General features: G+C 69.6%; 25 protein-coding genes and 1 pseudogene. 8 read left to right on the forward strand and 18 right to left on the reverse strand.

Annotated features, from left to right (window positions below; all coding sequences use genetic code 11):
- The first annotated feature begins 69 nt into the window (after positions 1 to 69).
- Positions 70 to 348, forward strand: coding sequence for a hypothetical protein (locus ACFWJX_RS29980; RefSeq protein ID WP_383249250.1), 279 nt, complete (start codon positions 70 to 72; stop codon positions 346 to 348).
- Positions 349 to 551: 203 nt separating this feature from the next.
- Positions 552 to 1,439, forward strand: a complete 888-nt coding sequence (locus ACFWJX_RS29985) for a universal stress protein (RefSeq protein ID WP_383249252.1) — start codon at positions 552 to 554, stop codon at positions 1,437 to 1,439.
- A gap of 391 nt (positions 1,440 to 1,830) precedes the next feature.
- Here the strand turns inward: ACFWJX_RS29985 and ACFWJX_RS29990 are convergent, their stop codons facing one another.
- From ACFWJX_RS29990 to rpmF, 10 genes are all read right to left on the reverse strand, one after another.
- Positions 1,831 to 2,853, reverse strand: a complete 1,023-nt coding sequence (locus ACFWJX_RS29990; RefSeq protein ID WP_383249254.1) for a DNA-directed RNA polymerase subunit alpha — start codon at positions 2,851 to 2,853, stop codon at positions 1,831 to 1,833.
- A 408-nt stretch (positions 2,854 to 3,261) separates the two neighbouring features.
- Positions 3,262 to 4,152 carry an anchored repeat-type ABC transporter permease subunit gene (locus ACFWJX_RS29995; protein ID WP_383249256.1) on the reverse strand — a complete coding sequence of 297 codons (891 nt, stop codon included), beginning with the start codon at positions 4,150 to 4,152 and terminating at the stop codon, positions 3,262 to 3,264.
- Positions 4,149 to 4,901, reverse strand: coding sequence for an anchored repeat-type ABC transporter ATP-binding subunit (locus ACFWJX_RS30000; protein ID WP_383249258.1), 753 nt, complete (start codon positions 4,899 to 4,901; stop codon positions 4,149 to 4,151). The genes ACFWJX_RS29995 and ACFWJX_RS30000 overlap by 4 nt, the downstream gene beginning before the upstream one ends.
- The gene (locus tag ACFWJX_RS30005) at positions 4,898 to 6,523 is read right to left on the reverse strand and encodes a TIGR03773 family transporter-associated surface protein (protein ID WP_383249260.1); all 1,626 of its coding nucleotides are present in this window, start codon (positions 6,521 to 6,523) and stop codon (positions 4,898 to 4,900) included. The genes ACFWJX_RS30000 and ACFWJX_RS30005 overlap by 4 nt, the downstream gene beginning before the upstream one ends.
- Positions 6,523 to 8,055, reverse strand: coding sequence for an anchored repeat ABC transporter, substrate-binding protein (locus ACFWJX_RS30010; protein WP_383249262.1), 1,533 nt, complete (start codon positions 8,053 to 8,055; stop codon positions 6,523 to 6,525). The genes ACFWJX_RS30005 and ACFWJX_RS30010 overlap by 1 nt, the downstream gene beginning before the upstream one ends.
- Positions 8,056 to 8,138: 83 nt before the next feature.
- On the reverse strand, positions 8,139 to 9,824 hold the full coding sequence (locus ACFWJX_RS30015; RefSeq protein WP_383249264.1) for a choice-of-anchor M domain-containing protein: 1,686 nt from the start codon (positions 9,822 to 9,824) through the stop codon (positions 8,139 to 8,141).
- 91 nt (positions 9,825 to 9,915) lie between these two features.
- Positions 9,916 to 10,563, reverse strand: a complete 648-nt coding sequence (locus ACFWJX_RS30020) for a choice-of-anchor M domain-containing protein (protein ID WP_383249267.1) — start codon at positions 10,561 to 10,563, stop codon at positions 9,916 to 9,918.
- Between the two features lie 312 nt (positions 10,564 to 10,875).
- A complete protein-coding gene (locus ACFWJX_RS30025) occupies positions 10,876 to 10,947 on the reverse strand; it encodes an ArsR family transcriptional regulator (protein ID WP_383249362.1) in 72 nt (23 codons plus the stop codon).
- Positions 10,948 to 11,453: 506 nt separating this feature from the next.
- Positions 11,454 to 12,638, reverse strand: a complete 1,185-nt coding sequence (locus ACFWJX_RS30030) for a GTP-binding protein (protein ID WP_383249269.1) — start codon at positions 12,636 to 12,638, stop codon at positions 11,454 to 11,456.
- Positions 12,639 to 12,644: 6 nt separating this feature from the next.
- Positions 12,645 to 12,815, reverse strand: a complete 171-nt coding sequence (gene rpmF, locus ACFWJX_RS30035) for a 50S ribosomal protein L32 (protein WP_383249271.1) — start codon at positions 12,813 to 12,815, stop codon at positions 12,645 to 12,647.
- Positions 12,816 to 12,867: 52 nt separating this feature from the next.
- Between rpmF and ACFWJX_RS30040 the strand changes: the two genes are divergently transcribed.
- Positions 12,868 to 13,428, forward strand: coding sequence for a CocE/NonD family hydrolase (locus ACFWJX_RS30040; RefSeq protein WP_383249273.1), 561 nt, complete (start codon positions 12,868 to 12,870; stop codon positions 13,426 to 13,428).
- Between the two features lie 498 nt (positions 13,429 to 13,926).
- Here the strand turns inward: ACFWJX_RS30040 and ACFWJX_RS30045 are convergent, their stop codons facing one another.
- The 6 genes from ACFWJX_RS30045 to ACFWJX_RS30070 form a co-directional block, all read right to left on the reverse strand.
- Positions 13,927 to 15,210 (reverse strand): cytochrome P450, encoded by a 1,284-nt coding sequence (locus tag ACFWJX_RS30045; protein WP_383249275.1) that lies wholly within the window; start codon positions 15,208 to 15,210, stop codon positions 13,927 to 13,929.
- A 146-nt stretch (positions 15,211 to 15,356) separates the two neighbouring features.
- The gene (locus tag ACFWJX_RS30050) at positions 15,357 to 15,923 is read right to left on the reverse strand and encodes an NADPH-dependent FMN reductase (protein ID WP_383249277.1); all 567 of its coding nucleotides are present in this window, start codon (positions 15,921 to 15,923) and stop codon (positions 15,357 to 15,359) included.
- 50 nt (positions 15,924 to 15,973) lie between these two features.
- Complete coding sequence (locus ACFWJX_RS30055) at positions 15,974 to 16,948, reverse strand: pirin family protein (protein WP_383249364.1); 975 nt, start codon at positions 16,946 to 16,948, stop codon at positions 15,974 to 15,976.
- Positions 16,949 to 16,975: 27 nt separating this feature from the next.
- Positions 16,976 to 17,356 carry a DoxX family protein gene (locus ACFWJX_RS30060; protein WP_383249279.1) on the reverse strand — a complete coding sequence of 127 codons (381 nt, stop codon included), beginning with the start codon at positions 17,354 to 17,356 and terminating at the stop codon, positions 16,976 to 16,978.
- A gap of 663 nt (positions 17,357 to 18,019) precedes the next feature.
- Positions 18,020 to 18,796, reverse strand: a complete 777-nt coding sequence (locus ACFWJX_RS30065; RefSeq protein ID WP_383249281.1) for an LLM class flavin-dependent oxidoreductase — start codon at positions 18,794 to 18,796, stop codon at positions 18,020 to 18,022.
- Positions 18,797 to 18,804: 8 nt separating this feature from the next.
- Positions 18,805 to 18,933, reverse strand: a complete 129-nt coding sequence (locus ACFWJX_RS30070; RefSeq protein ID WP_383249283.1) for a hypothetical protein — start codon at positions 18,931 to 18,933, stop codon at positions 18,805 to 18,807.
- Positions 18,934 to 19,245: 312 nt separating this feature from the next.
- Between ACFWJX_RS30070 and ACFWJX_RS30075 the strand changes: the two genes are divergently transcribed.
- Entirely contained in the window at positions 19,246 to 19,713 is a 468-nt protein-coding gene (locus ACFWJX_RS30075; protein WP_383249285.1) for a MarR family winged helix-turn-helix transcriptional regulator, read from the forward strand.
- Between the two features lie 73 nt (positions 19,714 to 19,786).
- Here the strand turns inward: ACFWJX_RS30075 and ACFWJX_RS30080 are convergent, their stop codons facing one another.
- On the reverse strand, positions 19,787 to 19,978 hold the full coding sequence (locus ACFWJX_RS30080) for a hypothetical protein (protein WP_383249287.1): 192 nt from the start codon (positions 19,976 to 19,978) through the stop codon (positions 19,787 to 19,789).
- A 226-nt stretch (positions 19,979 to 20,204) separates the two neighbouring features.
- On the opposite strand from ACFWJX_RS30080, the gene ACFWJX_RS30085 reads away from it, so the two are divergent.
- The 4 genes and pseudogenes from ACFWJX_RS30085 to ACFWJX_RS30100 all read left to right on the forward strand — a co-directional run bounded on the left by ACFWJX_RS30085 (position 20,205) and on the right by ACFWJX_RS30100 (position 22,840).
- Positions 20,205 to 20,357, forward strand: coding sequence for a winged helix-turn-helix transcriptional regulator (locus ACFWJX_RS30085; RefSeq protein ID WP_383249289.1), 153 nt, complete (start codon positions 20,205 to 20,207; stop codon positions 20,355 to 20,357).
- 205 nt (positions 20,358 to 20,562) lie between these two features.
- Positions 20,563 to 21,031: pseudogene (locus ACFWJX_RS30090) on the forward strand (MarR family winged helix-turn-helix transcriptional regulator).
- Between the two features lie 75 nt (positions 21,032 to 21,106).
- Complete coding sequence (locus ACFWJX_RS30095; RefSeq protein ID WP_383249366.1) at positions 21,107 to 22,201, forward strand: LLM class flavin-dependent oxidoreductase; 1,095 nt, start codon at positions 21,107 to 21,109, stop codon at positions 22,199 to 22,201.
- A 42-nt stretch (positions 22,202 to 22,243) separates the two neighbouring features.
- Entirely contained in the window at positions 22,244 to 22,840 is a 597-nt protein-coding gene (locus tag ACFWJX_RS30100) for an FMN reductase (RefSeq protein WP_383249368.1), read from the forward strand.
- 361 nt (positions 22,841 to 23,201) lie between these two features.
- Here the strand turns inward: ACFWJX_RS30100 and ACFWJX_RS30105 are convergent, their stop codons facing one another.
- A complete protein-coding gene (locus ACFWJX_RS30105) occupies positions 23,202 to 24,725 on the reverse strand; it encodes an aldehyde dehydrogenase family protein (protein ID WP_383249291.1) in 1,524 nt (507 codons plus the stop codon).
- Positions 24,726 to 24,843: the final 118 nt, after the last annotated feature.

Raw genomic sequence — 24,843 nt, forward strand, 5'->3', positions numbered from 1 at the left:
GCAGAGGCGGGGACGAGCGAGCGGCGGGATACTTCGGACAGAGGCTGCGGATCCCCAGGGAGACTTGTGATGGGGCGGAGTCACCACTTCCACCTTGACGTCGGCGGGCACTCGGTGACCGTGAACGTCGATCACGGCCGTCACGGTGCCGCAGAGTTGCTGGTCGACGGCAAGGAGACCGGCCGCGCCGAGATGCACGGAAGCCGTCCCCTGACCCTCACCGGTGAGCTGCCCACCGAGCCTCCACGACCCATGAGCGTCCGCATCACGCCGGTGCCGGGCGGCGCGCCCCGCTGTACCGCCGTGCTCGACGGGACGGAGACGGTGATGCTCCCGCGGGCGTTCTGAGCCCAGGTGCCCCCGGTTGCGGGCGCGGAGGTCGCAGCACCGGTTGTCGGAGTGCGCCGTAGCCCCGGGTCAGGGCCGGGGAGAGGTGAACTGGAGAGAAAGAACGGGACGGCAGGGCCCCACGCCGTCCGGGCTCCGGCAACGGCGGCGCCCGAGGCGGCAGGGCGCCTTGCTCCGGGCGCCATCGAGGGGAGCAGCAAGCCATGAACGGGCCGGTGGTAGTGGGAGTGGACGGCTCGGCCTCAGCCCTGGCAGCCGTAGCCGCCGCGGCCCGAGCCGCGTCACTGCGAGGTGTGGAACTGCGCGTGGTGCACGCCTTTCAGTGGCCCGCCATGCACGCCCCGCCCGATTCGTCACTGCTCGGACCCCCCACCGCTGCCCTGCACGAAACGGTCGAACGGATCGTGGCGGACGCCGTCGAACGCGCGCGGAGCCAGGCTGCGGGCCTGCGCGTCGAACATGCCGTGATCGCAGGGGAGGCAGCGACGGTCCTGCAGACACAGTCGCGCACGGCGCAGCTCATCGTGGTCGGCCACAGAGGCTCCGAGAGCCTCGCCGAGTTGCTTCTGGGGTCCACCGCCGTACATCTGAGCGCGCACGGCCACTGCCCGGTGATGGTCGTCAGGGGACGCCCCGACCCAGCCGGTCCGGTGCTGGTGGCCGTCGACGGTTCTCCCCGAGGACAGCCCGCCATCGCCTTCGCCTTCGCCGAGGCAGCGCTGCGGGGCACAGACCTGGTCGCGCTCCACGCCTGGAGCACCTGGGCCGATCACCGCGAGCACGCGCTCGGCCGCCCGGTGGACCTCGTGGAGCTGGTGGGCGACGCGGACCGGCTCGGGCAGGAGGAAGAGCGGGAGCTGACCGAGGCCCTCTCAGCACACCGTGACCAGTACCCGGGCGTCAGCGTACGGCCCCGCCTGGTCCGCGGGCGCACGCGCCCGGCACTGATCGAAGCGAGCGCGCACGCCCAGTTGCTGGTGGTCGGCGCGCGTGGCCACGGTGGCTTCACCGGCCTGCTCCTGGGCTCGGTCAGCCAGGCCGCCCTCCATCATGCCCACTGCCCGGTCACCGTGGTGCGCTCCGACCTCTGATGGCCTCACCGGCGGCTGCGGGGCGAGACAGACGTTCGTCCTCCGCGTAGGCGCCACAGCCCACGCGGAGGACGAAGCCCTCTGAGGAGCCGGACCGATCGCTGTGCAGCCCGCCCGCCTGTTGCCGTGCCCGTCCTGGGCACCATGGCGGCAGCCGGGACCGCGACGACCGCCTCCGGTCGGCCCCAGGGGCGTGTACCACCGCACACGCCCGCACCAGCAGGCCGACCGGCCGACCGGCCGACCGGACTCCAGCGACCGAGGCGGTTCGGGACCGGGTCCTTCCAGGCGGCCGGAGCCCAGATCCGCGACCGTGAGGAGCAGGCCGGGGACAGGGTGAGGTTCCCTGTCCCCGTACGTGAAGTGCTCTACGACCGGCGCAGGGCAGCGGTCAGTACTGCTCGGTCTCCACGAAACCCGCGTCCACGTCGTCGTCGGCGCCGAGGGCGTCGGCAGCGGCCGTGGGGTCGAATCCGGGCGGGCTGTCCTTGAGGCCCAGGCCCATGCCGGCCAGCTTCGCCTTGACCTCGTCGATCGACTTCGCACCGAAGTTGCGGATGTCGAGCAGGTCGGCCTCGGAGCGGGCCACGAGCTCACCCACGGAGTGGACGCCCTCACGCTTGAGGCAGTTGTACGACCGAACGGTGAGCTCCAGGTCCTCGATCGGCAGGACCAGGTCAGCGGCGAGAGCGGCGTCCGTGGGGGACGGGCCCATGTCGATGCCCTCGGCGTCGATGTTCAGCTCGCGGGCGAGACCGAACAGCTCGACCAGGGTCTTGCCCGCGGAGGCCATGGCGTCACGGGGGCGCATCGACTGCTTGGTCTCGACGTCGACGATCAGCTTGTCGAAGTCGGTGCGCTGCTCGACACGCGTCGCCTCGACCTTGTACGTGACCTTGAGAACCGGCGAGTAGATCGAGTCGACCGGGATGCGCCCGATCTCCTGACCGAGCTGCTTGTTCTGCACGGCGGAGACGTAACCGCGGCCACGCTCGACCGTCAGCTCCATCTCCAGCTTGCCCTTGCCGTTGAGCGTGGCGAGGACCAGGTCGGGGTTGTGCACCTCGACACCGGCCGGGGGCGCGATGTCGGCGGCGGTGACCAGACCCGGACCCTGCTTGCGCAGGTACATCACGACCGGCTCGTCGTGCTCCGAGGAGACGACCAGCTGCTTGATGTTGAGGATCAGGTCGGTGACATCCTCCTTGACGCCCGGCACGGTGGTGAACTCGTGCAGGACACCGTCGACGCGGATGGACGTGACAGCCGCACCCGGGATCGAGGACAGGAGGGTGCGACGCAGGGAGTTGCCGAGGGTGTAGCCGAAGCCCGGCTCCAGCGGCTCGATCACGAACCGGGAGCGGAACTCGTCGACGACCTCTTCGGTCAATGACGGACGCTGAGCAATCAGCACGGGGTGTTGCCTCCAGTGGTTTGGCGCCCGCTATGTGACGCCGTAGACACCCTCAAGGGTACGGGCGATACGGGCGAGGTGGTCTCCGCGGAGGCCGAACCGCCGGTCTCCCCCACTCAGCGACGAGATTTTCGGTCCCGCTGACGTGTCTCAGGGGCCGGGCGCCGCCGCAATTGCCGGCGGCCTGCACGCGCAGCGGGTTCAGGTTCCTGGAAGGGCGTCCACCGGGGCACGGTCGGCCCGGTGCACGCGAAGGCGGGTGGGAGCGGGTCGCCCGGCCGCCTCTTCGGTCCGCGTGTGGAGTGCGAGAACTCTCGGCACGGCGGCCGGTTCCTCGCCGGTGGCGGTGAGCGGGGCGAGCAGCTCGCCATCCCGCGAGGAGGTGCCTGTGGCGGCAGGGAGGGGCTGTCATGCCGTGGCCATCTGCTCCTCGGCCGTCCGCCGCCCCTGCCGGCCACGCTGCAGCGCGCGGGCCAGCAGCCCGTGGCGTGGGGCCAGGCACCAGGTCGCGGCGAACAGGGCGGTCAGGACGCAGACGATGGAGCCGCCCGCGGCCAGGTCGTAGGCGTACGACACATACAGGCCCGCAAGCGCGCCCGTGCCGCCGAAGGCCGACGCCAGCAAGGTCATCGCCCACAGCCGTTCGGTGAGCATCCGGGCTGTGGCGGCCGGCGTGATGAGCAGTGACAGGACGAGGATGTTGCCGACTGCCTCCAGGGACATCACGATCGTGGCGGTCACCACGGTGTAGAGGATCAGGTCGAGGCGCATCACCGGCAGTCCCGCCGCCCGTGCGGTCTCGCGGTCGAGGCTGACGGCGACGAGTTCCTTGCTCAGCAGCAGGACGACCGCCACCAGGAGCGCGCCGACGCCCGCCGCCGTCCACACGTCCTCCGGGCCGACCGCGAGGACCTGCCCGAACAGGAACGACGACAGGTCCGTGGACCAGCTGTCCTGCGTGGACACCAGGACGATGCCGAGTCCGAAGGCGCAGGAGAAGAAGACCCCGATGACGGTGTCCTCCTTCAGCCGGCGGTTCTGCGACACCAGCGCGATCAGCAGCGACGTGGTGAGCCCGGCGAGCGCACCGCCGAGGAGCAGGTTGCCGTTGAAGGCGTAGGCGAGGGCGACTCCCGGGAACGCCGAGTGGGAGACGGCCTCGCCGATGAAGGCCATGCCCCGCAGTACGACGTACACGCCCACCACCCCGCAGACCAGGCCGGTGATGATGGCGACGGCGAACGCCCGTTGCATGAAGGGGAGTTGCCAGGGGTCTGTGAGGAACTCCAGGAGCGTCACGCGGCGGCTCCGATCGCGGTGTCGAGGCCGAAGGCCCGCAGCATCTGCTCGGGATCGGTCAGCAGTTCGGGGCCGCCCTGGGCGACGATCGTGCGGTTGAGCAGGGCGACGCGTGAGCAGGTGCGGGCGGCGGCCGCGAGGTCGTGGGTGGTCATCAGCAGGGCACGGCCGTCGGCGGCCAGGTGCGCGAAGAGTTCGTTGAGGAGTTCCTGGGTGGGGACGTCGACGCCGGTGAACGGCTCGTCCAGCAGCAGGAGCCGGGGTTTGCTCGCCAGTGCGCGGGCCACCAGGACCCGCTGGCGCTGACCGCCGGAGAGTTCGCCGATCGGGCGGCGGCGCAGGTCACTGAGGTCGACCAGTTCCAGTGCCTCCTCGACGGCGGCCCGGTCGGCGGGCCGGGCCCGGCGCAGCCAGCCCATGGAGCGGGTGCGGCCGGACAGCACGGCTCCGGTGATGTCGATGGGGAAGTCCCAGGCGAACTCGTGGCGCTGCGGCACGTATCCGATCAGGTGCCGGGCTCGGGCCGGCGGCACCTCGTCGATGAGGACATGGCCGCCGGTGAGCGGGATCAGGCCGAGCACGGCACGCAGCAGCGTGGTCTTGCCCGCCCCGTTCGGGCCGAGCAGGCCCAGCAACTCACCCTGGTGCAAGGACAGCTGCACCTTCTGGACGGCCGGTCGGCCACCGAGCGCGACCGTCACCTCGTCGACGCGGAGCAGGGCTGGTTCGGGCGTGGGGAACTCCTTCACGCGGTGTTCCTCCCTGCGGTGCGGCTTCTGCGGCGGGTGATCACGACGGCCGCGGTGCCGAGCGCCGCGAGGGCTGCCGCGGTCCCGCCCAGCAGGGCCGGGTTCCCGGCACCGGTGGAGGCCATGGAGCCGTCGTCGTCGGACTTCGGCTGGTCATCACCGGATCCTGTTCCCGTTGCGGCTCCCGTTCCCGTTTCCTCGCCCGAACCGGATTCCGACGTTCCGCCGTCCGCGCCGGAGGTGGCGCCGCCGCCCGACCCGTCACCGGGCTTGACCGCGCCGGGATCCTGGTCGCCGACCACGAACGTCACGGTCTCCGTGTCACTGACCGCCGTGCCGTCGGCGAGCTTGCCGCTCATCGTGAACGTCAGCCGGTAGGTGCCCTCCTCGGTGAAGGCCCAGCCACCGTGGGCGTGCGTGTTCGCCGCGACGTCGAAGGAGTCGGGGACGCCGTCCTTGCTGTTGAACAGCACGTTCGCGCCCGACATCGCGTCGTAGGTGTACAGCGCGTACGTGCCGGGGCCCGCGACGCGGGAGAGCGAAAACTTCACTCCTCCCTCGGTGGCACCCGCCGTGATGTTGTCGGTGGACCAGCCGGGCCACAGCAGCCCTTCCTGCTGCACCTGGTCGAGGAGCCACACGGGGGCGCCGCCCTTGCCGAGGAACGCGAACTCGTCGCCGTCCGGAAGGGTGTTCTTGGCGGCGGGCTTGACGTGCAGGATCACGGAGGAGGGCTCGCGCCAGGTGGTCCTGCCGGAGACCGTGCCGTCCTTGATGTGGATCTGCAGTTTGCCGTCCACGGCCCTGGCGGCGAAGTCGATGTGACCTTCATCGAGAACCTTCGTGGTGGAGACGACGTCCGAAGCCGCGGCGGCGGACGAGGTGGCGGGCGAGGTGGCCGTGGCGGCCGACCCCGCGGCCGCGGTGAGCGGGCTGGCCTGCCCGCCCACGGATCCCGCCCCACCGTCTCCGCTTCCGGGCGCGGCCTCGTCGCCGGTTTCCTCCGCCTCACCCGACGGCGTCCCGCCCATGCCTGTGCCCTCTGCCTCCGCGGCTTCGGCCGCCCGAGCGATCGCCTCGTCCCCGACCAGCACGGTGTAGGCGGTTCCGGTGAACAGGGACCGGCCGTCGGGCGTGGTGGCCTCGGCAGTGAAGATGACCTGGTACGTGCCCTCGGCGGTGAACACCCACCGCGTGGCGCCCGTTTCGCCCACCGGCAGCTCGTACACGTCGGGCAGCCCGTCCGCGCTGTCGAACAGCAGTGCCTCCTCGCCCCCGTCGCGGTCCGCCTCCGCGTACACCCGCAGATCGCCCGGCCCGTCGACCCCGCTCAGCGACCACCGCACACTCTCCCCCGCAGCGGTGCCCTCCGGGATGGCGGTGGTGTCCCACCCGGGCGCCGGGCCGTCCGCCAGGTGCGCGTCGTCGATCGTGATGACGCGGGCGTCCGCGTCGCCGGCACCGTCCAGGCTCAGCTCCCCGTCCGTGTAGGCGATCCGGCCCAGCTCGGGCCGCTCCGTCCCGGCGTCGTCCGCGACTGCGGCCCCGCCCCCCGACAGTGTGGCCGCGAGCACCACCGCGACCGCGATCCGCTCCCTGCCCAGCCTTCGCATGCCCTTCATCAGGCGCCCTCCCCAAGGCACTTCGCGAGCTCGTTCGCGTTGTGCCGCATCATCGATACGTAGTCGTGGACCTTGTCGCCGAACGAGTCGCCGTAGATCGTGCAGATGCCGACTCCCTCGTCCTGGGCAACCCGCTTCAGTACGTCCGCGCGCGCCGCGAGATTCGGTTCCAGGAACACGGACGGGACCTGCTTCTCGCGGATGGTGTCGCCGAGTTCCTCCACCTCGGCGGCGCTCGGCTCCCGGTTGGGCACCGGCACGACGAAGCCGGCGATCTCCATGCCGTACGCCTTCGCCAGATAGCCGAAGGCGTCGTGGGTGGTGATCAGCTTGCGGTTCCGCTCCGGGACGGTCGCGAGTTTCCTGGCGACCTCCGCGTCGAGCGCGCCGAGCGTCTTGAGATACGTCTCGGTGTTCTTCTCGTACGTCACCTTCCCCTCCGGGTCCGCCTTGATCAGTTCGGCCTCGATACGCCGGACGTACGCCTCCGCGTTGGCGACGTCCTCCCAGGCGTGCGGGTCGAGGTCACCGTGCACGTGCTTGCCGATGACGGCCTGGGGGAGGACCCACAGTTCGTCGCCCGCCGTGCCGAGGAAGCCGTAGGGCTTCTCCTTGGGCACCGACTCCTTCGCCCGGTCGGGCACGTTGAGTACGACGTCTTCGGCGGGATGGCGGGTGCGACCGCCGCTCTGCTCCGCGTCAGCGCGGACGTACACCTTGCCGGTCTCGGCGTTGAGCGCGACGTCGGCGTGCCCGCCGTCGAGCACGGTCGCCCCCTTCGGGGGTGCGGTCGCGTCGCCGACGGTGAAGGTGAAGGTGCCGCTGCCGAACTTCTCGGCCCTTCCGTCCAGCGTCTCGGTCCGGCCCTCGACGGTCAGCCTGTACGTGCCCGGTTCGCTGAACGCCCAGTTGACGTGGGTGTGGGCCTCGGGGGGCAGGGTGAAGGAGTCCTCCTCGTCGAAGCCGTCGGCCGAGTCCACGTACACCTTCGGCCTGCCGAGCATGTCCGTGAGGTACACGCGGAGTTCGCCGGGGCCGTCCAGCTTCGTGGCTGTCGTACGTACTTGGGAGCCGTCCCCCGCCACCTCGCCCTCGACGGCCCAGCCGAGCCAGAGCACGTCGAGGCCCAGGTCCTCCTCCAGCTTCATGACAGTGCCGCCGTACTGCTCCAGCTTGTCGGCGATCTCGATCTTCGGCGCGGACTTGGGGGCGTTGTTGTGGATCATCTTCATGATCCCGGGCTCCTCGAGCAGCAGGCCGTTGCTGAACACGACGTCGGCCTCAGTGACCTTCGCCGCGTCGCCGGGGCTCGGCTCGTAGGAGTGAGGGTCGCCGTTGCGCGGCACGATCGATGTGACGTCCACGCGGTCGCCGCCGACCTGCTCGACCAGGTCCGCGATGATCGCGGTGGTCGTCGAGACCGTCAACGCGGCGTCGGACGAAGCCGGTTGAAGGCCACTGCATCCGGCGATCAGAGCGGCGCAGGCCATGGCGAGCGCGGTGGCGGTGGTGCGTCTGGGGTGGCCCCGCATGGGGCTCCTCCTTTGCTGGACATGGCTGAGCCGCGCACGGCGGACTGGGGGCTGTCTGGCCCGGTCCGCCGTACGCGGCGCTTTCACTGGGCGGTACGCCGTCGTCGTACCGCGAACACCGCGCCGCCGCCCGCGAGCAGCGCGAGCGTGGCGACGGCCGCGATCACGGTCACGCCGGCGCCGGTGGAGGCGAGCCCGCCGGTGGTGACCGTGCCGCCGGCGGTGGACGAACCTCCGCTGCCGCCCGGCGTACCGGCCGGCGGAGCGGACGCTGACGCGGTCGCGGTCGCGGTCGCCGTCGCCGAGCCGGACGCGGTCGGGGCCGTGGTCACCGGGGCCGACGCCGATGCGGACGGTGAAGCCGGAACGGAGGCGGAGGCGGTGGCCGTGGGCGACGCCGTCGGCTCGTCACCCGCACCCGGCGTCACCGTCTTCGGGTCCACATCGTCACCGACCACCCAGGCGAGGGTCGCCGTGTCGCTGACCTTCGTGCCGTCGGCGAGTGTGGCGCTCACCGTGAACGCCGTGCGGTAGACGCCTTCCTGGGTGAAGACCCACTCGGTGTGGGAGTGCGAGCCCACGCTGTGCTCGTGGGGGTCGGGCAGGCCGTCGGCGCTGTTGAACCACATGGTGTGCGATCCCAGGCCGCCGTTGTTGAACACGTAAAGGTTCCCCGGACCCTGTACGGAGTCGAGCCGGTGGGTGACCCTGCCGTCGAGTTCGGATTCCTTCCATTCCTGGGTGTTCCAGCCGGGCCAGACGATGCCGCTGATGTAGCTGCTGGGCAGCCACCAGACGGGATCGCCTTCCTTGCCGAGGAAGGTCGTACCGCTTGTGATCTTCCGCCGTGCCGCGGGCACGACGTGCATGACGACCTCGTCGGGCTCGTGCCACGCGTGGTCGAGCTCGCTGCCTTCCTTGACCTGGAAGGAGAGTTCGCCGTCGGCCTTCCGTGCGGCGAGATCCACGTGCCCGTCGTCGATGACGAGCGCGCCCGGAGCGGTGCTCGTGGGGCTGCCGGTGGGCGTGGCCGAACCGCTGTCGGTGGGTGAGGCGGTGGGCGCGGTCCCGTCACCGGGCAGCACGGTGGCCGGATCGACGTCGTCGCCGACCACGACGGCCAGCGTCTCGGTGTCGGTGGCGCCTCCGCTGGTGATGGCGAAGGTCAGCCGGTAGACGCCTTCGGCGGTGAACGCCCAGGAGGGCTGGGTCCGTTGGGCGTCCTTGCCCAGAGTGAACGACGCGTACGCGGGGTCGGTGCTGCTGAGATGCGGCGTGGGATTCCCGTTGCTGTCGTCCATCTCCCGCGTGTACGTGTAGAGGGCGAAGGCGCCGGGTCCTTCGAAGCCCGCCAGCCGCACCTCCGTGTCGCCGCCCGCCTGGGTGCCGTTCCAGCCGGGCTCCAACGCGAAGATGTCCGTGGTCCACAGATGGTTGAGGAACCAGGCGTACAGTCCCTCGCCGATGAGCGGGTAGAGGGGGCTGTAGTTGTCGGCCATGGCCTCGGGCACGACATGCCAGACGACCTGGGAGGGTTCGCGGACGACCGGCTGCGCCCCGGTCCGGTCGTCGATCTGCAACTGCGGTTTCCCGTCGACCAGTCGGGGCGTCAGATCGATATCGCCCTCGCTGAGTACGACGGCCTGCGCTGCGGCCCGCGCGGTGGGGCCGCTGCCGGCGACCAGGCCCGCCGCGCCCATCAGTACGGCGGCCGCGGCGGTGAACACCGCGGCGGTGAAGGCGCCTCTGCCGCGCGCCAGAATCTTCATGGTCCGCTCTCCCTCATGGTCCGGCCTCTCTTCCACGGGTGTGGCCCGCCGTCCTCGCGAGCGGGGACGGCGGGCCACACCGGGGGCTGGATCAGTTGGAGACGACGACGGTGAAGACCTCGGTGTCCGACTCGGTGGTACCGCTCACCGTGCCCCGCACGCGGAACGTCAGCTGGTAGGTGCCGGCCTCCTCGAACGCCCAGCTGGCGTGGTTGTGGGTGCCGACGCCGAAGGTCCTGGACTTGAAGTTGGCGGTGGTGGTGTCGCTGTCGAACCAGCGGGTGGCGCTGCCCTTGTAGACGCTGAAGTCCTCGGTGGTGGCGCCGTTGCGGGTGGCGCTGACGAGGGTGTAGGTCACGGTGTTGTTCGCGAAGACGCCGGTGGAGAGGTGCTCGGTCGAGATGCCGGGGTACAGCACGCCTCTGCTGTTCGCCAGGGCCTCGTCCTCGGGCAGCAGCCATACCTGGCTGCCGCTGCCGAGGAAGCTGTGGCCCGGGTTGGCCGTCTTCGCCGCGGCCGGTACCGACAGCGTCACGTCGGCGGGCTCGTGTTCGGTGTCGGTCTCTTCGTCGTGGACGTGCAGGCTCAGGTCGTTGCCGTCCCAGTCGGCGTCAAGGACGTCGACGTGTCCGCTGCTGAGCGTGGTGGCGGCGGCCGCCGGAGTGGCGGCGAGGCCGACGAGGGCGAGGGCTGCGGCGAGAGAGCCGGTGATGGTCAGAGTGCGGGTGTGAGTGCGCAAAGTAGATCCCCCCTGGATCAGAAGGTGCACGCAAAGGAGCGGGCACGAATAAGGCACATGATAATCATTTTCATCAAGAGTTGGCAATGGGTCGCGTGATCCATGCGCAGCCGGGGAGGCGGGTGGCCGGTGGCAGGGGCCGGGGGGTGACGCCGACGGCCGCCCGGCGGTGGGCCGCGCGGCCGTCGGGATGGCGCCGCATCTCGGGTGCGGGTTACTCCACCTGCGCGTGCCGGATCGCGTCCAGCAGGATGTGGGCGACGTGCTCGTCGGTGAGGCTGTACCGCTTCTCGCGGGCCTGACGCCGGGCGATCAGATCCGGGAGGTGCGCAGCCCCCTCAAGTGCTGGGAGACCAGTGACTGGCTCACTCCGAGTGCGGTCACCAGTTCGTGGACGTGCTTCCCGCCGGCAGGGCGCGCAGCGGGTCACTGTCGGCCTACAGGTCCTGTGGCGGCTCGTCTGCGGGTCGGGCGGGGGACGTGGTCAATGCCTCGTCCGTCACCGACGCGGTGATCGCCGTGCGGCGCGGGGTGTCGCTTGAAGAAGGTCCGGCGCAGGTCGATCCGTCGGGCACGTCGAGGTCGAGGCGAGGTCGAACCAACGTGCCCGGCGGTTGTCGACGCGTTCGTAAAACGTGGTGAGTCCGACACCGATCTCGACGACGGTGTCGGCAGGGCGTCGATCGACGCGATGATCTCCTCGGCCCGGGGGTCGTGAAGGGCTGGATCCGGTTTACGGCTCTCCACTGCCCGGCCGTACGGCGGGATGACGAGTCTCCTGGACTGTGCCCAGGTGTACACCCCGTTCTGTCATCGTGGCCCCCCTCACTCGCGTGCGTACCCGGGCCGGGCGGCGCCGTGGCTGCGAGCCCCCGCCCGACCCGGAGTCTTCAGACCTGCCCCATCGGCATCGGCGCCTGCTCCAGGTGCTCGTGCGCGCAGGTGTCATCGATGCCGTAGGTGTCCCATGCTGGGAACGGATCGACCGGCGGGCCGCTCTCGCCGTCCGCCACAAGGCAGTCGTTCAGGGCGGAATGGAGCGCCTCGGCGTGCAAGTGCGTGCCGATGAAGACGAGTTCCTGACCGCCGGGGCTGTCGTCGTCGCGGGCGGCGGACGGCTCGAAGCGGGCGACGGAGCCCGCCTGCGACCACAGGCCGGTCACGTGGGGGCGGCTGGCGAGAGTGAAGAAGCCCTTCGAGCGCAGGATCTGCCCGTACGCGCCGCTGTCCAGCTCCTTGGTGACGAAAGTCCACAACCGGCCTGGGTGGAAAGGCGCTTCGGAACGGAAGACGGTCGAGGAGATGCCGTACTCCTCGGTCTCCGGAACATGCTCGCCGTTGAGTTCCATGACCCAGCCGGGGGCCTGTTGGGCACGTTCCAGATCGAACAGCCGAGTGCCGAGGACATCCCGGACAGCGATCCGGCCGTGGACGGCGGAGACGATCCGGGCGACGGGATTGAGGCGGGTGAGAGTCGCCCGCAGCCGGTCGGCGGTGTCGGCGTCGACCAGATCGAGTTTGCTGAGCACGATGACGTCGGCGAACTCGATCTGGTCCATCAGCAGGTCGCTGACGGTGCGTTCGTCATCCTCGTACTGGTCCAGGCCGCGCTCGACGAGTTCGTCCCCGCCGGCCAGCTCCGGCAGGAAGTTCGCCGCGTCGACGACCGTGACCATGGTGTCCAGGCGGGCCAGCTCGTCGAGGGTGGCGCCGTCGTCGCGGGCGAAGGCGAAGGTGGCGGCCACGGGCATGGGTTCGGAGATGCCGCTGGACTCGATGAGGAGATAGTCGAAGCGGCCCTCGCGGGCCAGCCGGTCGACCTCTTCGAGGAGATCGTCACGAAGGGTGCAGCAGATGCAGCCGTTGGTCATCTCGACCAGGCGTTCCTCGGTGCGCGAGAGGGCGGCCTCGCCGCCGCGCACGAGGGCGGCGTCGATGTTGACCTCGCTCATGTCGTTGACGATGACGGCGACGCGCATGCCCTCGCGGTTGCCGAGGACGTGATTGAGGAGGGTGGTCTTGCCCGCGCCGAGGAACCCGGACAGGACGGTGACGGGCAGTCGCTCGTACGCCATCGCCGGTCAGCCTTCGGGGTGCAGCAGACCGCGCTCGTACGCCTTGGCCAGCCGCTGGGGGACGAGGTAGGTGGAGCCGTCGATCGTGATCGGCACGAGTTGTGGGGTGGTGGCCTTCCACTGGGCGCGGCGGTGGCGGGTGTTGCTGCGGGACATCTTCCGCTTGGGGACAGCCATGAGTCTCTCCTCGGCCGGTGGGGTGGTGGGTGCCACACGACGCTACATGAAAATGGGATCCATTACTAAGTGGGGTCCAAGAGTTGGCACGCCGGGCCCGCTCGACCAGGTCCGGGTCGAAGCCCGGCCGGACGTGCTCGTGTACACCACCGAGCCCCTGGCCGAGGACGTGGAGGTCACCGGGCGCGTCCGTGCCTTCGTCGACGCCGCCACCGACGCCCCGACGACGGACTGGGTGGTCCGGCTCTGCGACGCCGGCCCCGACGGCGTGTCCCGCAACGTCGTCGACGGGATCGTCCGGGCGCACACCACACCGGGCGAGTCCACCGAGCACGCCGTGGACCTGTGGTCGACCAGCTACGTGTTCCGTACCGGTCACCGCCTGCGCGTCCAGGTCACCTCCAGCAACTTCCCCCGCTGGGACCGCAACCTCGACACCGGCGAACCCCTCGACACCGGAACGGACTTCCGCCCGGTCCGCCAGGAGATCGCCCACGAGGTCGGCGCCACGGCCCTCCCGCATCGTCCTCCCGGTCGTCCGGCCGTGAACAACCGGTGCCGGTGTGCATCCCAGTCCGCTCCCTCGGCTGCACCGGCGCGTTCGTCGGCCTGACCGGAGCGGCCCGCACACCGATCGCGACGCGATGACGTTTCGCGGCGTGCCGTGAGCACACTGGCGCGTACGGCACCGCTGGAAGGGAGCCCCGGCCACGGGTACCGCTCGGGCTGGTGAAGCAGCCAACACCTTGCTGTTGTCGCGGTGTTGCCACGGTTACGCGTCGGCGTCATGGCATCGCGGACGCTGCTCGCCTTGCCCGTGCTTTTGGCCGGAGGCCGGACACTCCGTCGATGACTCCGGTGCACAACCCGGTCGAGTACCTGGCGTTCTCGGCCGGGCGCGTGGACATCGACACCGTTCGCGCTCAACGGCCGCGTCGTCAAGCACCGAGGTCAGCCGATCGGCCTCGACCTCACACGAGTGCGACGACTGGCCGCAGCGACGCGTGAGCACACACCCCCGCCGTCGTCGGAGTGGCCTGCGTGGCGGAACCACCTCGATCGCCACGGGGGAAGCTCGCTGTGTGCGTCGGCGGGCGCGGCTGCGGTGCCACTATGGCTGTTCCACTGCCACCCGCAAGGGCGCCCGGAAGGACAGCAGTCCGAGCATCGGTGCGTCCGCCGCTCCCGCCGCCAACCGCACGCGTGGCAGGTGGCGAGCCGCCGCCCGGAGCGCCACGGCCGCCTCCGTACGCGCCAGGGACGCACCCGGGCAGCGATGGCGGCCAGCACCGAAAGCCAGATGCTGCCGGACGTTGGCCCGGTGGGGGCACATTCGCTCGGGAGAAGTGAAGACCTCGGGGTCCGATCCGCTGCCCATGAGCATCACAAGAAGCTGCGCACCAGCAGGAAGGTGCACCCCACCCAGCTCGACGGGGCGCGCGGTGACCCTTCGCCAAGTGGTCACCGGCGGCTCACGCCGCAGTACCTCCTCCACCCACGCCTCGGCCAGGCCCTCCTCGGAGGCGACGAGGGACCACACATCGGGCTCGGCCAGGGCCCGGCGGAGCACGGTGGCGATGAGCTGCCCTGTGGTGGACTGCCCGGCGATGAAGACGAAGAAGCATGCGGCGACCGCCGTCCTCACGTCGAGCGGCTCGCCGTCGGGCAGACGATGGTGCGCCAGGGCTCCCACGAAGGAGTCGGGCGAGGCTGTGCCGCTGGTCACGGTCTGGGTCAGCCACTGGTGGAACTCGGCCACGAGCGTCGCCAGTTCCCGCTGGCGTTGCGGTGTAGGCCGGCCCCAGAACAGCTCCAGCGAGGCGTCGCTCCAGCGGATCATCGTGGCCGGGGAGACGCCGTCGATGCCCAGGAGCTCCATCAGTACCCGGCACGGCAGGATCTGGGCGAAGGACGTGAACAGGTCGTCGCCGCCCGAGGTGTCGATCCGCTCCCGTGCCGCAACGAGCAGTTCGTCGGCGATGCGCTCGATCACAGGTACGGCGGCCGTGACACGCTGGGCTTTGAAGAACCGGTTGACCAACCTGCGCAGTCCGGGATGGCTCGGGGTGCCGTTGTTCGCCAACGCCGGTGGGAGGTTGAAACCGGCCCGGGTGAGCGTGCGCAGTACGCCGACCGGCAGCGGGGTGACGGCGTGCTGGGCGTTGTCCGGACGGAAGGCGTCCGGGTCTAGCAGCACCTGACGTACGTCCCGGTGGCGGCTGACCAGCCAGAACCCTGTGCCCGGATCCAGATGTACCGGGGCCTGTACGCGCAGCGCGTCCAGGGAAGGGTAGGGGTTGCGGACAAAGGTGTCGCTGAAGAGATCGAGCAGCTCGAGCGGATCACCCGCGTCGTCCGCACCGGGCACGGATGCGTTCAGAACCGGGGAAGTCACGGCCGGACGCTAACACGTGGTCACACGGCCGTCGCAGGCATGTGCGCGGCATCACTGACGGGTCGCATCAAGCCATGCGGGAGCGGGAAACGGGAAGCCGGGCCCGGTGGTGGAACATCGGGCCCGGCGTCGGCAGGAGCTGCGGTTCAGGCGGCGGGGGTGCGCAGCGGGGCCAGGGCTCCGCTCCAGGCGACGACCTGGTCGAGCAGGGTGCCGACGGCTTGCACGTTGTAGTCGCCGGGCTTGAGGACGCTGAAGTTCTCGAACTCGGTCATCATCGACAGTGCCACCTGCTGGCGCACGTCGGCCATCTGCAGTTCGCCGGCGACCAGGCGCAGGTGTTCGACGGCGCGGGCGCCGCCGACGCCGCCGTACGACACGAAGCCGGCCGCTTTGTTGTTCCACTCCGTGTAGAGGTAGTCGATGGCGTTCTTGAGTACGCCGGAGGTGCTGTGGTTGTACTCGGGGGTGACGAAGACGAAGCCGTCGAAGGACGCGATCTTCTCCGCCCACTTCTTGGTGTGGTCGTTCTGGTACTGGCCCATCGACGGGGGCAGCGGCTCGTCCAGGTGCGGCAGCGGGAAGTCGCGCAGGTCGACGAGCTCGAACTCGGCGTCGGTGCGGCGTGAGGCGATGTCGTACACCCACGTGGCCACCTGCTCGCCGTTGCGGTTGGGCCGGGTACTGCCGAGGATGATGCCGATCCTGGTCATGGAACTCTTCTCTGACTGTGTCGCGTGGTGGGGCCGACCTGAGCGGAGGTTCAGGAGGTGTGCGGGAGGTGTTGGGCGGGGATGACGCCGAGGCGGCCTGCTTGGTAGTCCTGGAAGGCCTGCTGGACTTCTTCGGGGGTGTTCATCACGAACGGGCCGTACTGGACGACGGGTTCGCGGATCGGGAGGCCACCCAGCACGAAGAGTTCCAGCTTGGGGGAGCGGGCCTCCTGCACGCGGTCTGCGGTCAGGCGCAGGGCGTCACCCGCGCCGAAGGTGGCGAGCCGGCCCTCCTGGATCGGGCGGGCTTCGGTACCGACGGCGCCGTGGCCCGCCAGGGCGTAGACCATCGCGTTGTGGGCCGGGTCCCAGGGCAGATCGACCTGGGCACCGGGTTCGACGGTGAGGTGGGCGACGGTGATCGGAGTGTGGGTCACTCCCGGGCCGGTGTGGCCGGCGATGTCTCCGGCGATCACGCGGATCAGCGCGCCGCCGTCGGGGGTGGTGAGCAGTCCGGTGTGCTTGCCGCGGATGTCCTGGTAGCGCGGCGGGCTCATCTTCTTGGCACGGGGCAGGTTGACCCACAGCTGCACACCGTGGAACACCCCGCCGCTCCTGACCAGATGCTCCAGCGGCTTCTCGATGTGCAGGATGCCGGCGCCCGCGGTCATCCACTGGGTGTCGCCGTCCGTGAGCTGCCCGCCGCCGCCCTTGGAGTCCTGGTGCTCCACGGCTCCGTCGATGAGGTAGGTGACCGTCTCGAAGCCGCGGTGCGGATGCCACGGGGTGCCCTGGGCCTCGCCCGGCGCCTGCTCGACCACCCCGAGGTGGTCCATGTGCACGAAGGGATCCAGCTCGGGCAACGGCACCCCGGCGAAGGCACGGCGCACCGGGAAGCCCTCACCCTCGAAACCGTGCTGCTGCGCCGCCGTCAGGCGGCGGACGGGCCGGTAGACCGTGCCGACCGGGTCCAGCTCCGGTAGACGCGGCAGGACCAGGACGTCGTCCACGGTGATCGCAGGCAGGTGTTTCCTCCGCTCTCTCCGCTGCTGTCAGAAGGCGTGCGGACCGAAACGGCCCCAGGCCACGAAGACGGTCATGGCGAGGAGGACCACGTTCACGATGATCGACTGGTACTCGCCGCGTCGGCCGTGCGTGATCGCGGCGCCGACCATGACCAGCGCCAGGCCGGTGGCGGCCAGGGGAACGAAGACCGGGGCGATGTCCACCGCCGCAGGCAGAAGCAGCCCGATCGCGCCGAGAACCTCCAGGAGACCGATCGTCTTGATCAGTCCGGGCGAGAAGTCCTCGGCCCAGGTCATGGTCGGTCCCGAGGCGAGGAGCTGTTCCTTCGACCTGGTGAGCTTCATGGCGCCGGCACCGAGGAAGACGAGGGCAAGCAGGGCTGCGACGGCCCACAGGGCGACGTTCATGGATACCTCTTGGCGTGGGGCAGCGGACCGTCTGGCTGAGCCCGCTGCGGATTTAGTTGATGCATCAGCCACCATAGAGGGCGGACGGGTGACACATCAAGTAAATGAGGGAGGCGTGGCCGGTGGACCCGGGCGTCACGGCTTGCACACGGGCGCCGGAAGCGCGGGATGCTCGTGCTCGGCGCGGTGGGCTTCGGTGGCCCGTGAGGCGAGCCGAGGGCGAGAGACGTGCCCCGACAGAGGGGCACGCGTCACTTGATGACCCGGATCGGCTTGCCTGCGACGAATGCGGCGATGTTCTCCGCGGCCTCTTGTTAGAAGACCTGGTCGTCGGAGCTGAGGCCGGTGCCGCCGGAGGAGAGCCGGATACGGCTGGTGCGGTGGCGATGCCGGCGAGCACGGTCTCCGGAGTCGAGATCGCGAACTCCGGGCGATGGTGCTCCCCCAGGGCGATGACCTCGACGCATGTCTGTTCCGCGGGAACGGCCTCTTCGGCGACCTGCCGGATGGCCGTGTCCAGGCCGACAACGAGATCAGGCATGGGTGGGCTCCTTCGTGAGCAGTTGCTTCACTCGCGGAGCCACTTCGCGGCCCAGTAGCTCGATCGTGCGGTACGGGATTCGCGGGGCAGGTTCATGACGTCGTACTTGAGGTCGAAGCGGTTCAGGTGCAGGTCGCGGGCCATCGTGGCGATTTTCCGGGCGATGGTCTCGGGGGAGCCGACGAAGAGTGCGCCCGTCTTGACCTCCGCCTCGTAGCGTTCGCCGGCTTGCAGAACCCGCCTTCCTCGGCGAGTCGGGTCACGGCCGGCTGCCAGTACTGCCACCAGGTCTCGATCGCCTCTTCGTCGGTGTCCGCGACGAGCCCGAGCGAGTGCTGGGCGACCGGGAGCCGGGGGTGTCCGAGTTGGTCGAGGGAGCGGTGGTAGAGCTCGACGAGGGGGCTGAAGCGCTGGGGGCGTCCGCCGATGATGGTCAGCATGAGAGGCAGGCCGTAACGGGCCGCGCGGATCACGGAGTTCGGGCTGCCTCCCACACCGATCCAGGTGGGGATGCCGCCGGGTGGCATCCGGGGACGCAACTGCTGATCGACGAGCGGAGGCCGGAACTTCCCGGACCAGGTCACCGTCTCCTTGCGCTGGAGACGCATGAACAGGTCGAGCTTCTCCTCGAACAGCTCCTCGTAGTCCGCGAGGTCGTAGCCGAACAGGGGAAACGATTCGGTGGCCGATGGCCGCCCGAGTACCAGCTGGGCCCGCCCGTTCGAGACGGCGTCCAGGGTGGAAAACTCGTGGTACAGCCGAACCGGATCGTTCGTGCTCAGTACGGTCACCGAGGTGCCGAGCCGGATGTGTTCGGTCGCCGTGGCGATCGCGGCAAGCAGCACCGGAGTGGAGCTGTCGTTGTGGCCGGGGCGGTAGTGCTCGCCGACGCTGAACACGTCGAGCCCTACCTCCTCGCGAGCCGGGCCTCCTCGATGAGCGGGCGGACGGTCTCGGCATCGCTCAGCGTGCGGCCGCCGTGGGTCGCGACCTCTCCGAACGAGTTCAGTCCCAGTTCGAAACCTGTGGCCGTCATGGGCCCTCCTGCCGAGCTAGTAGGTGGCCGGGCACCACCCCTCTCTGGTTGACGCATCAATCATTGCTGAATTAATCGACGTGTCAGCTAAATGGCGGCGCCGACGTCGACGTCGGCCTGCGCCTGCTGAGGCTCGACGACCTCGGCTTCCCCAGCCGAACGACGTCCTGGCAGGCCCGGAGGTGCGGCCCCGAGGCGGTCAGGGCAGGACAGGTCGCGCCGTGCCCCCGAAGTAGTGGTGGCATCGAGCGACATCGGGCGACTGCGTGAGCGCCCAGTCGGTGAGCTATCAACTACGTTTATGCTTTCTCCATGGAGGAAACGGTGCGTTGGTTGACGGCGGAGGAACAGCACGCGTGGCGGAGTTTCGTCCGGCTGCATGAGAAGCTCGTGGGTCGTCTGTCCCGCTTGCTGCAGTCGGAGTCGAACCTGTCGGCTGCCGACTTCGCTGTGTTGGTCAATCTGACGGACGTGCCGGAGGGGCGGCAGCGTTATCAGGATCTGGCCCGGTCGCTGGAGTGGGAGAAGAGCCGGATGTCCCATCACATCGCGCGGATGGCCGGGCGGGGGTTGGTGGTGCGGGAGGAGTGTCTGGAGGACGGGCGGGGTGCGTTCGTGGTGATCACGGAGCAGGGGCGTGCGGCGATCGAGGCGGCGTCTCCTCTCCATGTGGAGGCCGTGCGTGCGTTGTTCCTCGACCATGTCACTCCGGCGGAGCTGCGGACGCTGGGTCAGATCTCCGAGCGAGTGGTTGCGAAACTGGACGAGGACGCGTCCTGAACTGGACGTGAGGGCGCAGTCGCTCTGCGGAGCGGCAGATTCCGCCGGTCGGCGCCGGGTCTGAGGTCTGGGCTCACATGGCCGGTCCCAGGGTCATGGCGGTGGCCACGGAGAGGGTCATGAGGGCGATGTGGGCCATGGCTTTCCGGCGGGTCGCGGGGTTGGTGTAGTCGCCGAACCGGGCAAGGAAGTCCACGGCGCAGGCCATCAGGATGGTGAAGCCGATGGCGGCGGGGATGCCCAGAGGCTGCCAGGAGGAGCCCACGACCAGGCCCACCGTGGCGGCCGGCTGGGTTCAGCCGCATGAAGCGGATCAGATCGGCACTCAGTCTGCTTTCGGAGCCGTCGCCAACCGCCCCGGTCACGGATCCGCACACCTGAGCCCTGCTGAACGCCGTCGGCCGTGCTCGATCGCCGCACCCTCCAGGTCGTCGGCGACGGGTGGTGCTCGTGGAGCGCATCCTCCAGGTCGTCGGTGACCGGTGGTGCTCGTGGAGCGCATCCTCCTCCAGCGGCTCGGTCGGCTGATCGATCTCGACGCGCTCACACGGCGCACCCACCAGACCAGTCCACCGCGGCACGAGTACGTTTTCACCGAGAACGGTCTGGCGCTCTACCTGACGGTGGCCCGGCACGGGCCTTGAGCACAACCGTGCGGCCGCAGCGAGGAGCCGTAGTCGTCAGTCGGCCGTCGTTCCCGCGGGCTCCTTCGCCACGGTGTCCGGGGCGGCCGGGCCTCGTCGGCGCAGCATGGCGAGTGTGAGCCGAACTGACCGCAGAGGCGGAACTCCGGGTCGGCGGGGACACATGCCCAGAGATAGATGATGAATCAACCACCGGCTACCATCGGTGCATGGCTCAGCAACCCCATGGCTCACCCCGGAGGAGCAGGGCGGCCTGGCGCAGCTTCGTTTGCGTGCAGGAGCAGCTTGGTGGCCGGCTGTCCCGCTGTCCGCAGTCGGAGTCCCGTCTGTCCGCCGCCGACTTCGCGGTGCTCGTCGACTTCGGTGAGGCCCCGGCCGGCCGCAAGCGTCACGCGGATCTCACGAAGTGCCTGGAGTGGGAGAAAAGCAGGATGTCTCATCAGATCTCCCGTATGGCGAAGCGTGGGCTGGTGCTCCTGCGGGAGTGCCCCGAGGATGGGCGCGGCGCGTTCGTGGTCATCACCCCGACGGGCCTGGAAACGATCGCGGCGACCGCGCCCCGCCATGTAGAGGCCGTCCGCCGACTGTTCGTCGACCTCCTGACGCCGGAGGAGCTTCGCCTGTGTGCCAGTGTGGCGAATCGGGTGGTCGAGCGCATCGAGGAGCAGCCCTAGTGGTCGTAATGGGGATGTGCGGGGGCCGTTGTAGGGTTATAGTTGATGTATCAACTCACGGAAAGGCCGAAGACGATGCAGTTCGGCATCTTCACCATCGGCGATGTGGCCACCGACCCGACCACGGGTCGCACCCCGACCGAGCACGAGCGGATCAAGGCGATGGTCACCATCGCGCAGAAGGCCGAAGAGGTCGGTCTCGACGTCTTTGCGACCGGTGAGCACCACAACCGGCCGTTCGTGCCGTCGTCGCCGACCACGATGCTGGGCTGGATCGCCGCGCGCACCGAGCGGATCATCCTGTCCACGGCGACCACCCTGATCACCACCAATGACCCGGTGAAGATCGCCGAGGACTTCGCGATGCTCCAGCACCTGGCCGAGGGGCGCGTCGACCTGATGATGGGCCGCGGCAACACCGGACCGGTCTACCCCTGGTTCGGCAAGGACATCCGCGAGGGCATCAACCTCGCCGTCGAGAACTACGCCCTGCTGCGCCGCCTGTGGCGCGAGGACGTCGTGGACTGGCAGGGGAAGTTCCGTACGCCGCTCCAGGGCTTCACCTCCACGCCCCGGCCCCTGGACGACGTACCGCCCTTCGTCTGGCACGGCTCCATCCGCTCCCCGGAGATCGCCGAGCAGGCCGCGTTCTACGGCGACGGCTTCTTCCACAACAACATCTTCTGGCCCAAGGAACACACCCAGCGGATGATCGAGCTGTACCGGGAGCGGTATGCACACTACGGACACGGCACTCCCGAGCAGGCCATCGTCGGCCTCGGCGGTCACGTCTACATGCGACGCAACTCCCAGGACGCCGTACGTGAGTTCCGCCCGTTCTTCGACCGTTCACCGGTGATGGGCGGCGGCATCTCCCTGGAGGAGTACATGCAGCAGACTCCGCTGACCGTCGGCACGCCCGATCAGGTCATCGAGAAGACGCTCACCTTCCGTGAGTACGCCGGTGACTACCAGCGCCAGCTGTTCATCGTGGACGGCGGGGGAGTCCCGCTGGAGACCGCGCTGGAGCAGATCGAGATGCTGGGCGAGGAAGTCGTACCGGTCCTGCGCAAGGAGTTCGCCAGGAACCGGCCGACCGATGTGCCCGACGCCCCCACCCACGCCTCCCTGCTCGCCGCGCGCGACGCAGAGCGCCCGGCGACCGCCTGACCGGCGGCCTGAGACCACACGAAAGGACCTGACGACGAACCCCTGAAGCTGGTGGTCGTCTCGGCGGGGCTGAGCCTGCCCTCCTCCACTCGGCTGCTCGCCGACCGGCTCGCCGACGCCACCCGTCAGAACCTGGCGGAGGCGGGACATGAGGTGGGCGTGCACGTGATCGAACTGCGCGAGCTGGCCACGGACATCAGCCACAACCTGGTCAACGGCTTCCCGGGGCCCACCCTGAGCGAGGCGCTGGAGGCCGTCATCGTGGTCACGCCGGTCTTCTCCGCCTCGTACAGCGGGCTGTTCAAGTCGTTCTTCGACGTGCTGGACAACGCCGCCCTCGTCGGCAAACCGGTGCTGATCGCCGCCACCGGCGGCAGCTCCCGGCATTCGCTCGTCCTGGAACACGCGCTGCGCCCGCTCTTCGCCTACCTGCGCGCGATCGTCGTACCCACCGCCGTGTACGGGACGTCCGAGGACTGGGGCTCGGCCGGGGACGAGCGCAGTGACGGTCTCGCCGCCCGGATCGGCCGGGCCGGCGGCGAACCGGCGGGGCTCATGGCCGGCCGCCCGGACGTTGCCGGGACCCCCGGGACCATCGCGCCGTTCGAACAACAGCTGGCCGCACTCAAGTCGGCGTGAAGACGCGTGCCGGGCACGCGCCCGGCCGCTCTTCGAGGCCAAGCATCACATCGGCGCCGCACGGTCGCCGGCCGTCGTCGTCGCGGAGGTTCCGAGCAGGACCGGGCCTCGGGTGCTGCTGGGTGGGCTTCATCGTACGGGGACGCGCTGCTGCAGCTTCCTGTGACGGCGTGGGGACGCGGCTCAGCAGGCCGCGGAGAGAGGGTCGGCCGCCAGCCTCGCGTCGGTACGTGCCGTGATCACCTCGCTGGAACGCCAGTGGGACGCACCGGGACGAGGGTGCATTTCGACTTACCCCTTGGCCGTGCGCCGCGGCGGGCGCCTGACGACATCGTGCCTCGTCAGGCGCCCTTTCGCGCGTCTAGAAGAAGCCCAGCTTCTTCGGCGAGTACGACACCAGCAGATTCTTCGTCTGCTGGTAGTGCTCCAGTATCATCTTGTGCGTCTCGCGGCCGATGCCCGACTGCTTGTAGCCGCCGAACGCCGCGTGGGCCGGGTAGGCGTGGTAGCAGTTCGTCCAGACGCGGCCGGCCTGGATCGCCCGGCCCGCGCGGTACGCCGTGTTGATGTCCCGCGTCCACACCCCGGCGCCGAGGCCGTACGAGGTGTCGTTGGCGATCTTCACGGCGTCGTCGAAGTCGTCGAACGAGGCCACCGAGACGACCGGGCCGAAGATCTCCTCCTGGAAGATCCGCATACGGTTGTCGCCCTCGAAGATGGTCGGCTGCACGTAGTAACCGCCCTTCAACTCGCCGTCGTGATCGGCGCGTTCGCCGCCGGTGAGGATCTTGGCGCCCTCCTGTCGGCCGATGTCGATGTAGGAGAGGATCTTCGTCAGCTGGTCGCCGGAGGCCTGGGCGCCGATCATCGTGTCGGTGTCGAGGGGGTGTCCGGGCCTGATCAGCTCGGTGCGGGCGACCGCGGCCGCCATGAACTCGGAGTAGTTGCCGCGCTGGATCAGCCCGCGCGACGGGCAGGTGCACACCTCACCCTGGTTCAGCGCGAACATCGTGAAGCCCTCCAGGGCCTTGTCGCGCAGATCGTCGTCCTTCTCCCAGACGTCGTCGAAGAAGATGTTCGGCGACTTGCCGCCCAGCTCCAGCGTCACCGGCTTCAGGTTCTCCGCGGCATACTGCATGATCAGCCGACCGGTCGACGTCTCACCGGTGAACGCGATCTTCGCCACGCGCGGGCTGGACGCGAGCGGTTTGCCCGCCTCCTCGCCGAAGCCGTTGACGATGTTCACCACGCCAGGCGGCAACAGGTCGGCGACCAGGCTCATCCAGTAGTGCAGCGAGACCGGCGTCTGCTCGGCCGGCTTGATGACGACCGCGTTGCCCGCGGCGAGGGCCGGCGCGAGCTTCCATGTCGCCATCAGGATGGGAAAGTTCCATGGGATGATCTGCGCGACCACCCCGAGCGGCTCGTGGAAGTGGTACGCCACGGTGTCCTCGTCGATCTCGCTGAGCGCCCCCTCCTGCCCGCGGACCGCCCCCGCGAAGTAGCGGAAGTGGTCGATGGCCAGCGGGATGTCCGCCGCCAGCGTCTCGCGGACCGGCTTGCCGTTCTCCCAGCTCTCCGCGACCGCCAGCGGCTCCAGGTACGCCTCCATGCGGTCCGCGATCTTCAGCAGGATGTCGGAGCGCTCGGTCGCTGACGTCCGGCCCCAGCCCGGCGCGGCCGCGTGCGCCGCGTCGAGCGCCCGGTCCACGTCCTCCGCCGTGCCGCGCGCCACCTCGGCGAACGGCTGCCCGTTCACCGGGGACGGGTTCTCGAAGTACTGGCCACGGGCCGGAGGAACGTACTCGCCGCCGATGAAGTGGTCGTAACGCGCCTGGTAGGAGACGATCGAGCCTTCGGTTCCGGGCGCCGCGTAACGGGTCATCGTGGATTGCCTCCCTGAGCAGCGCTGCCCGCCGTTGGGCAGCTCTGCGCGCGAGGCTAGGGACGTCGACGTTGCATCCAGGTTGCGGAGTGCGGGTGGTGCGTGGGGCCCCTGAAGC

The sequence above is a fragment of the Streptomyces sp. NPDC058335 genome, assembly GCF_042723915.1.
Classification (GTDB): domain Bacteria; phylum Actinomycetota; class Actinomycetes; order Streptomycetales; family Streptomycetaceae; genus Streptomyces.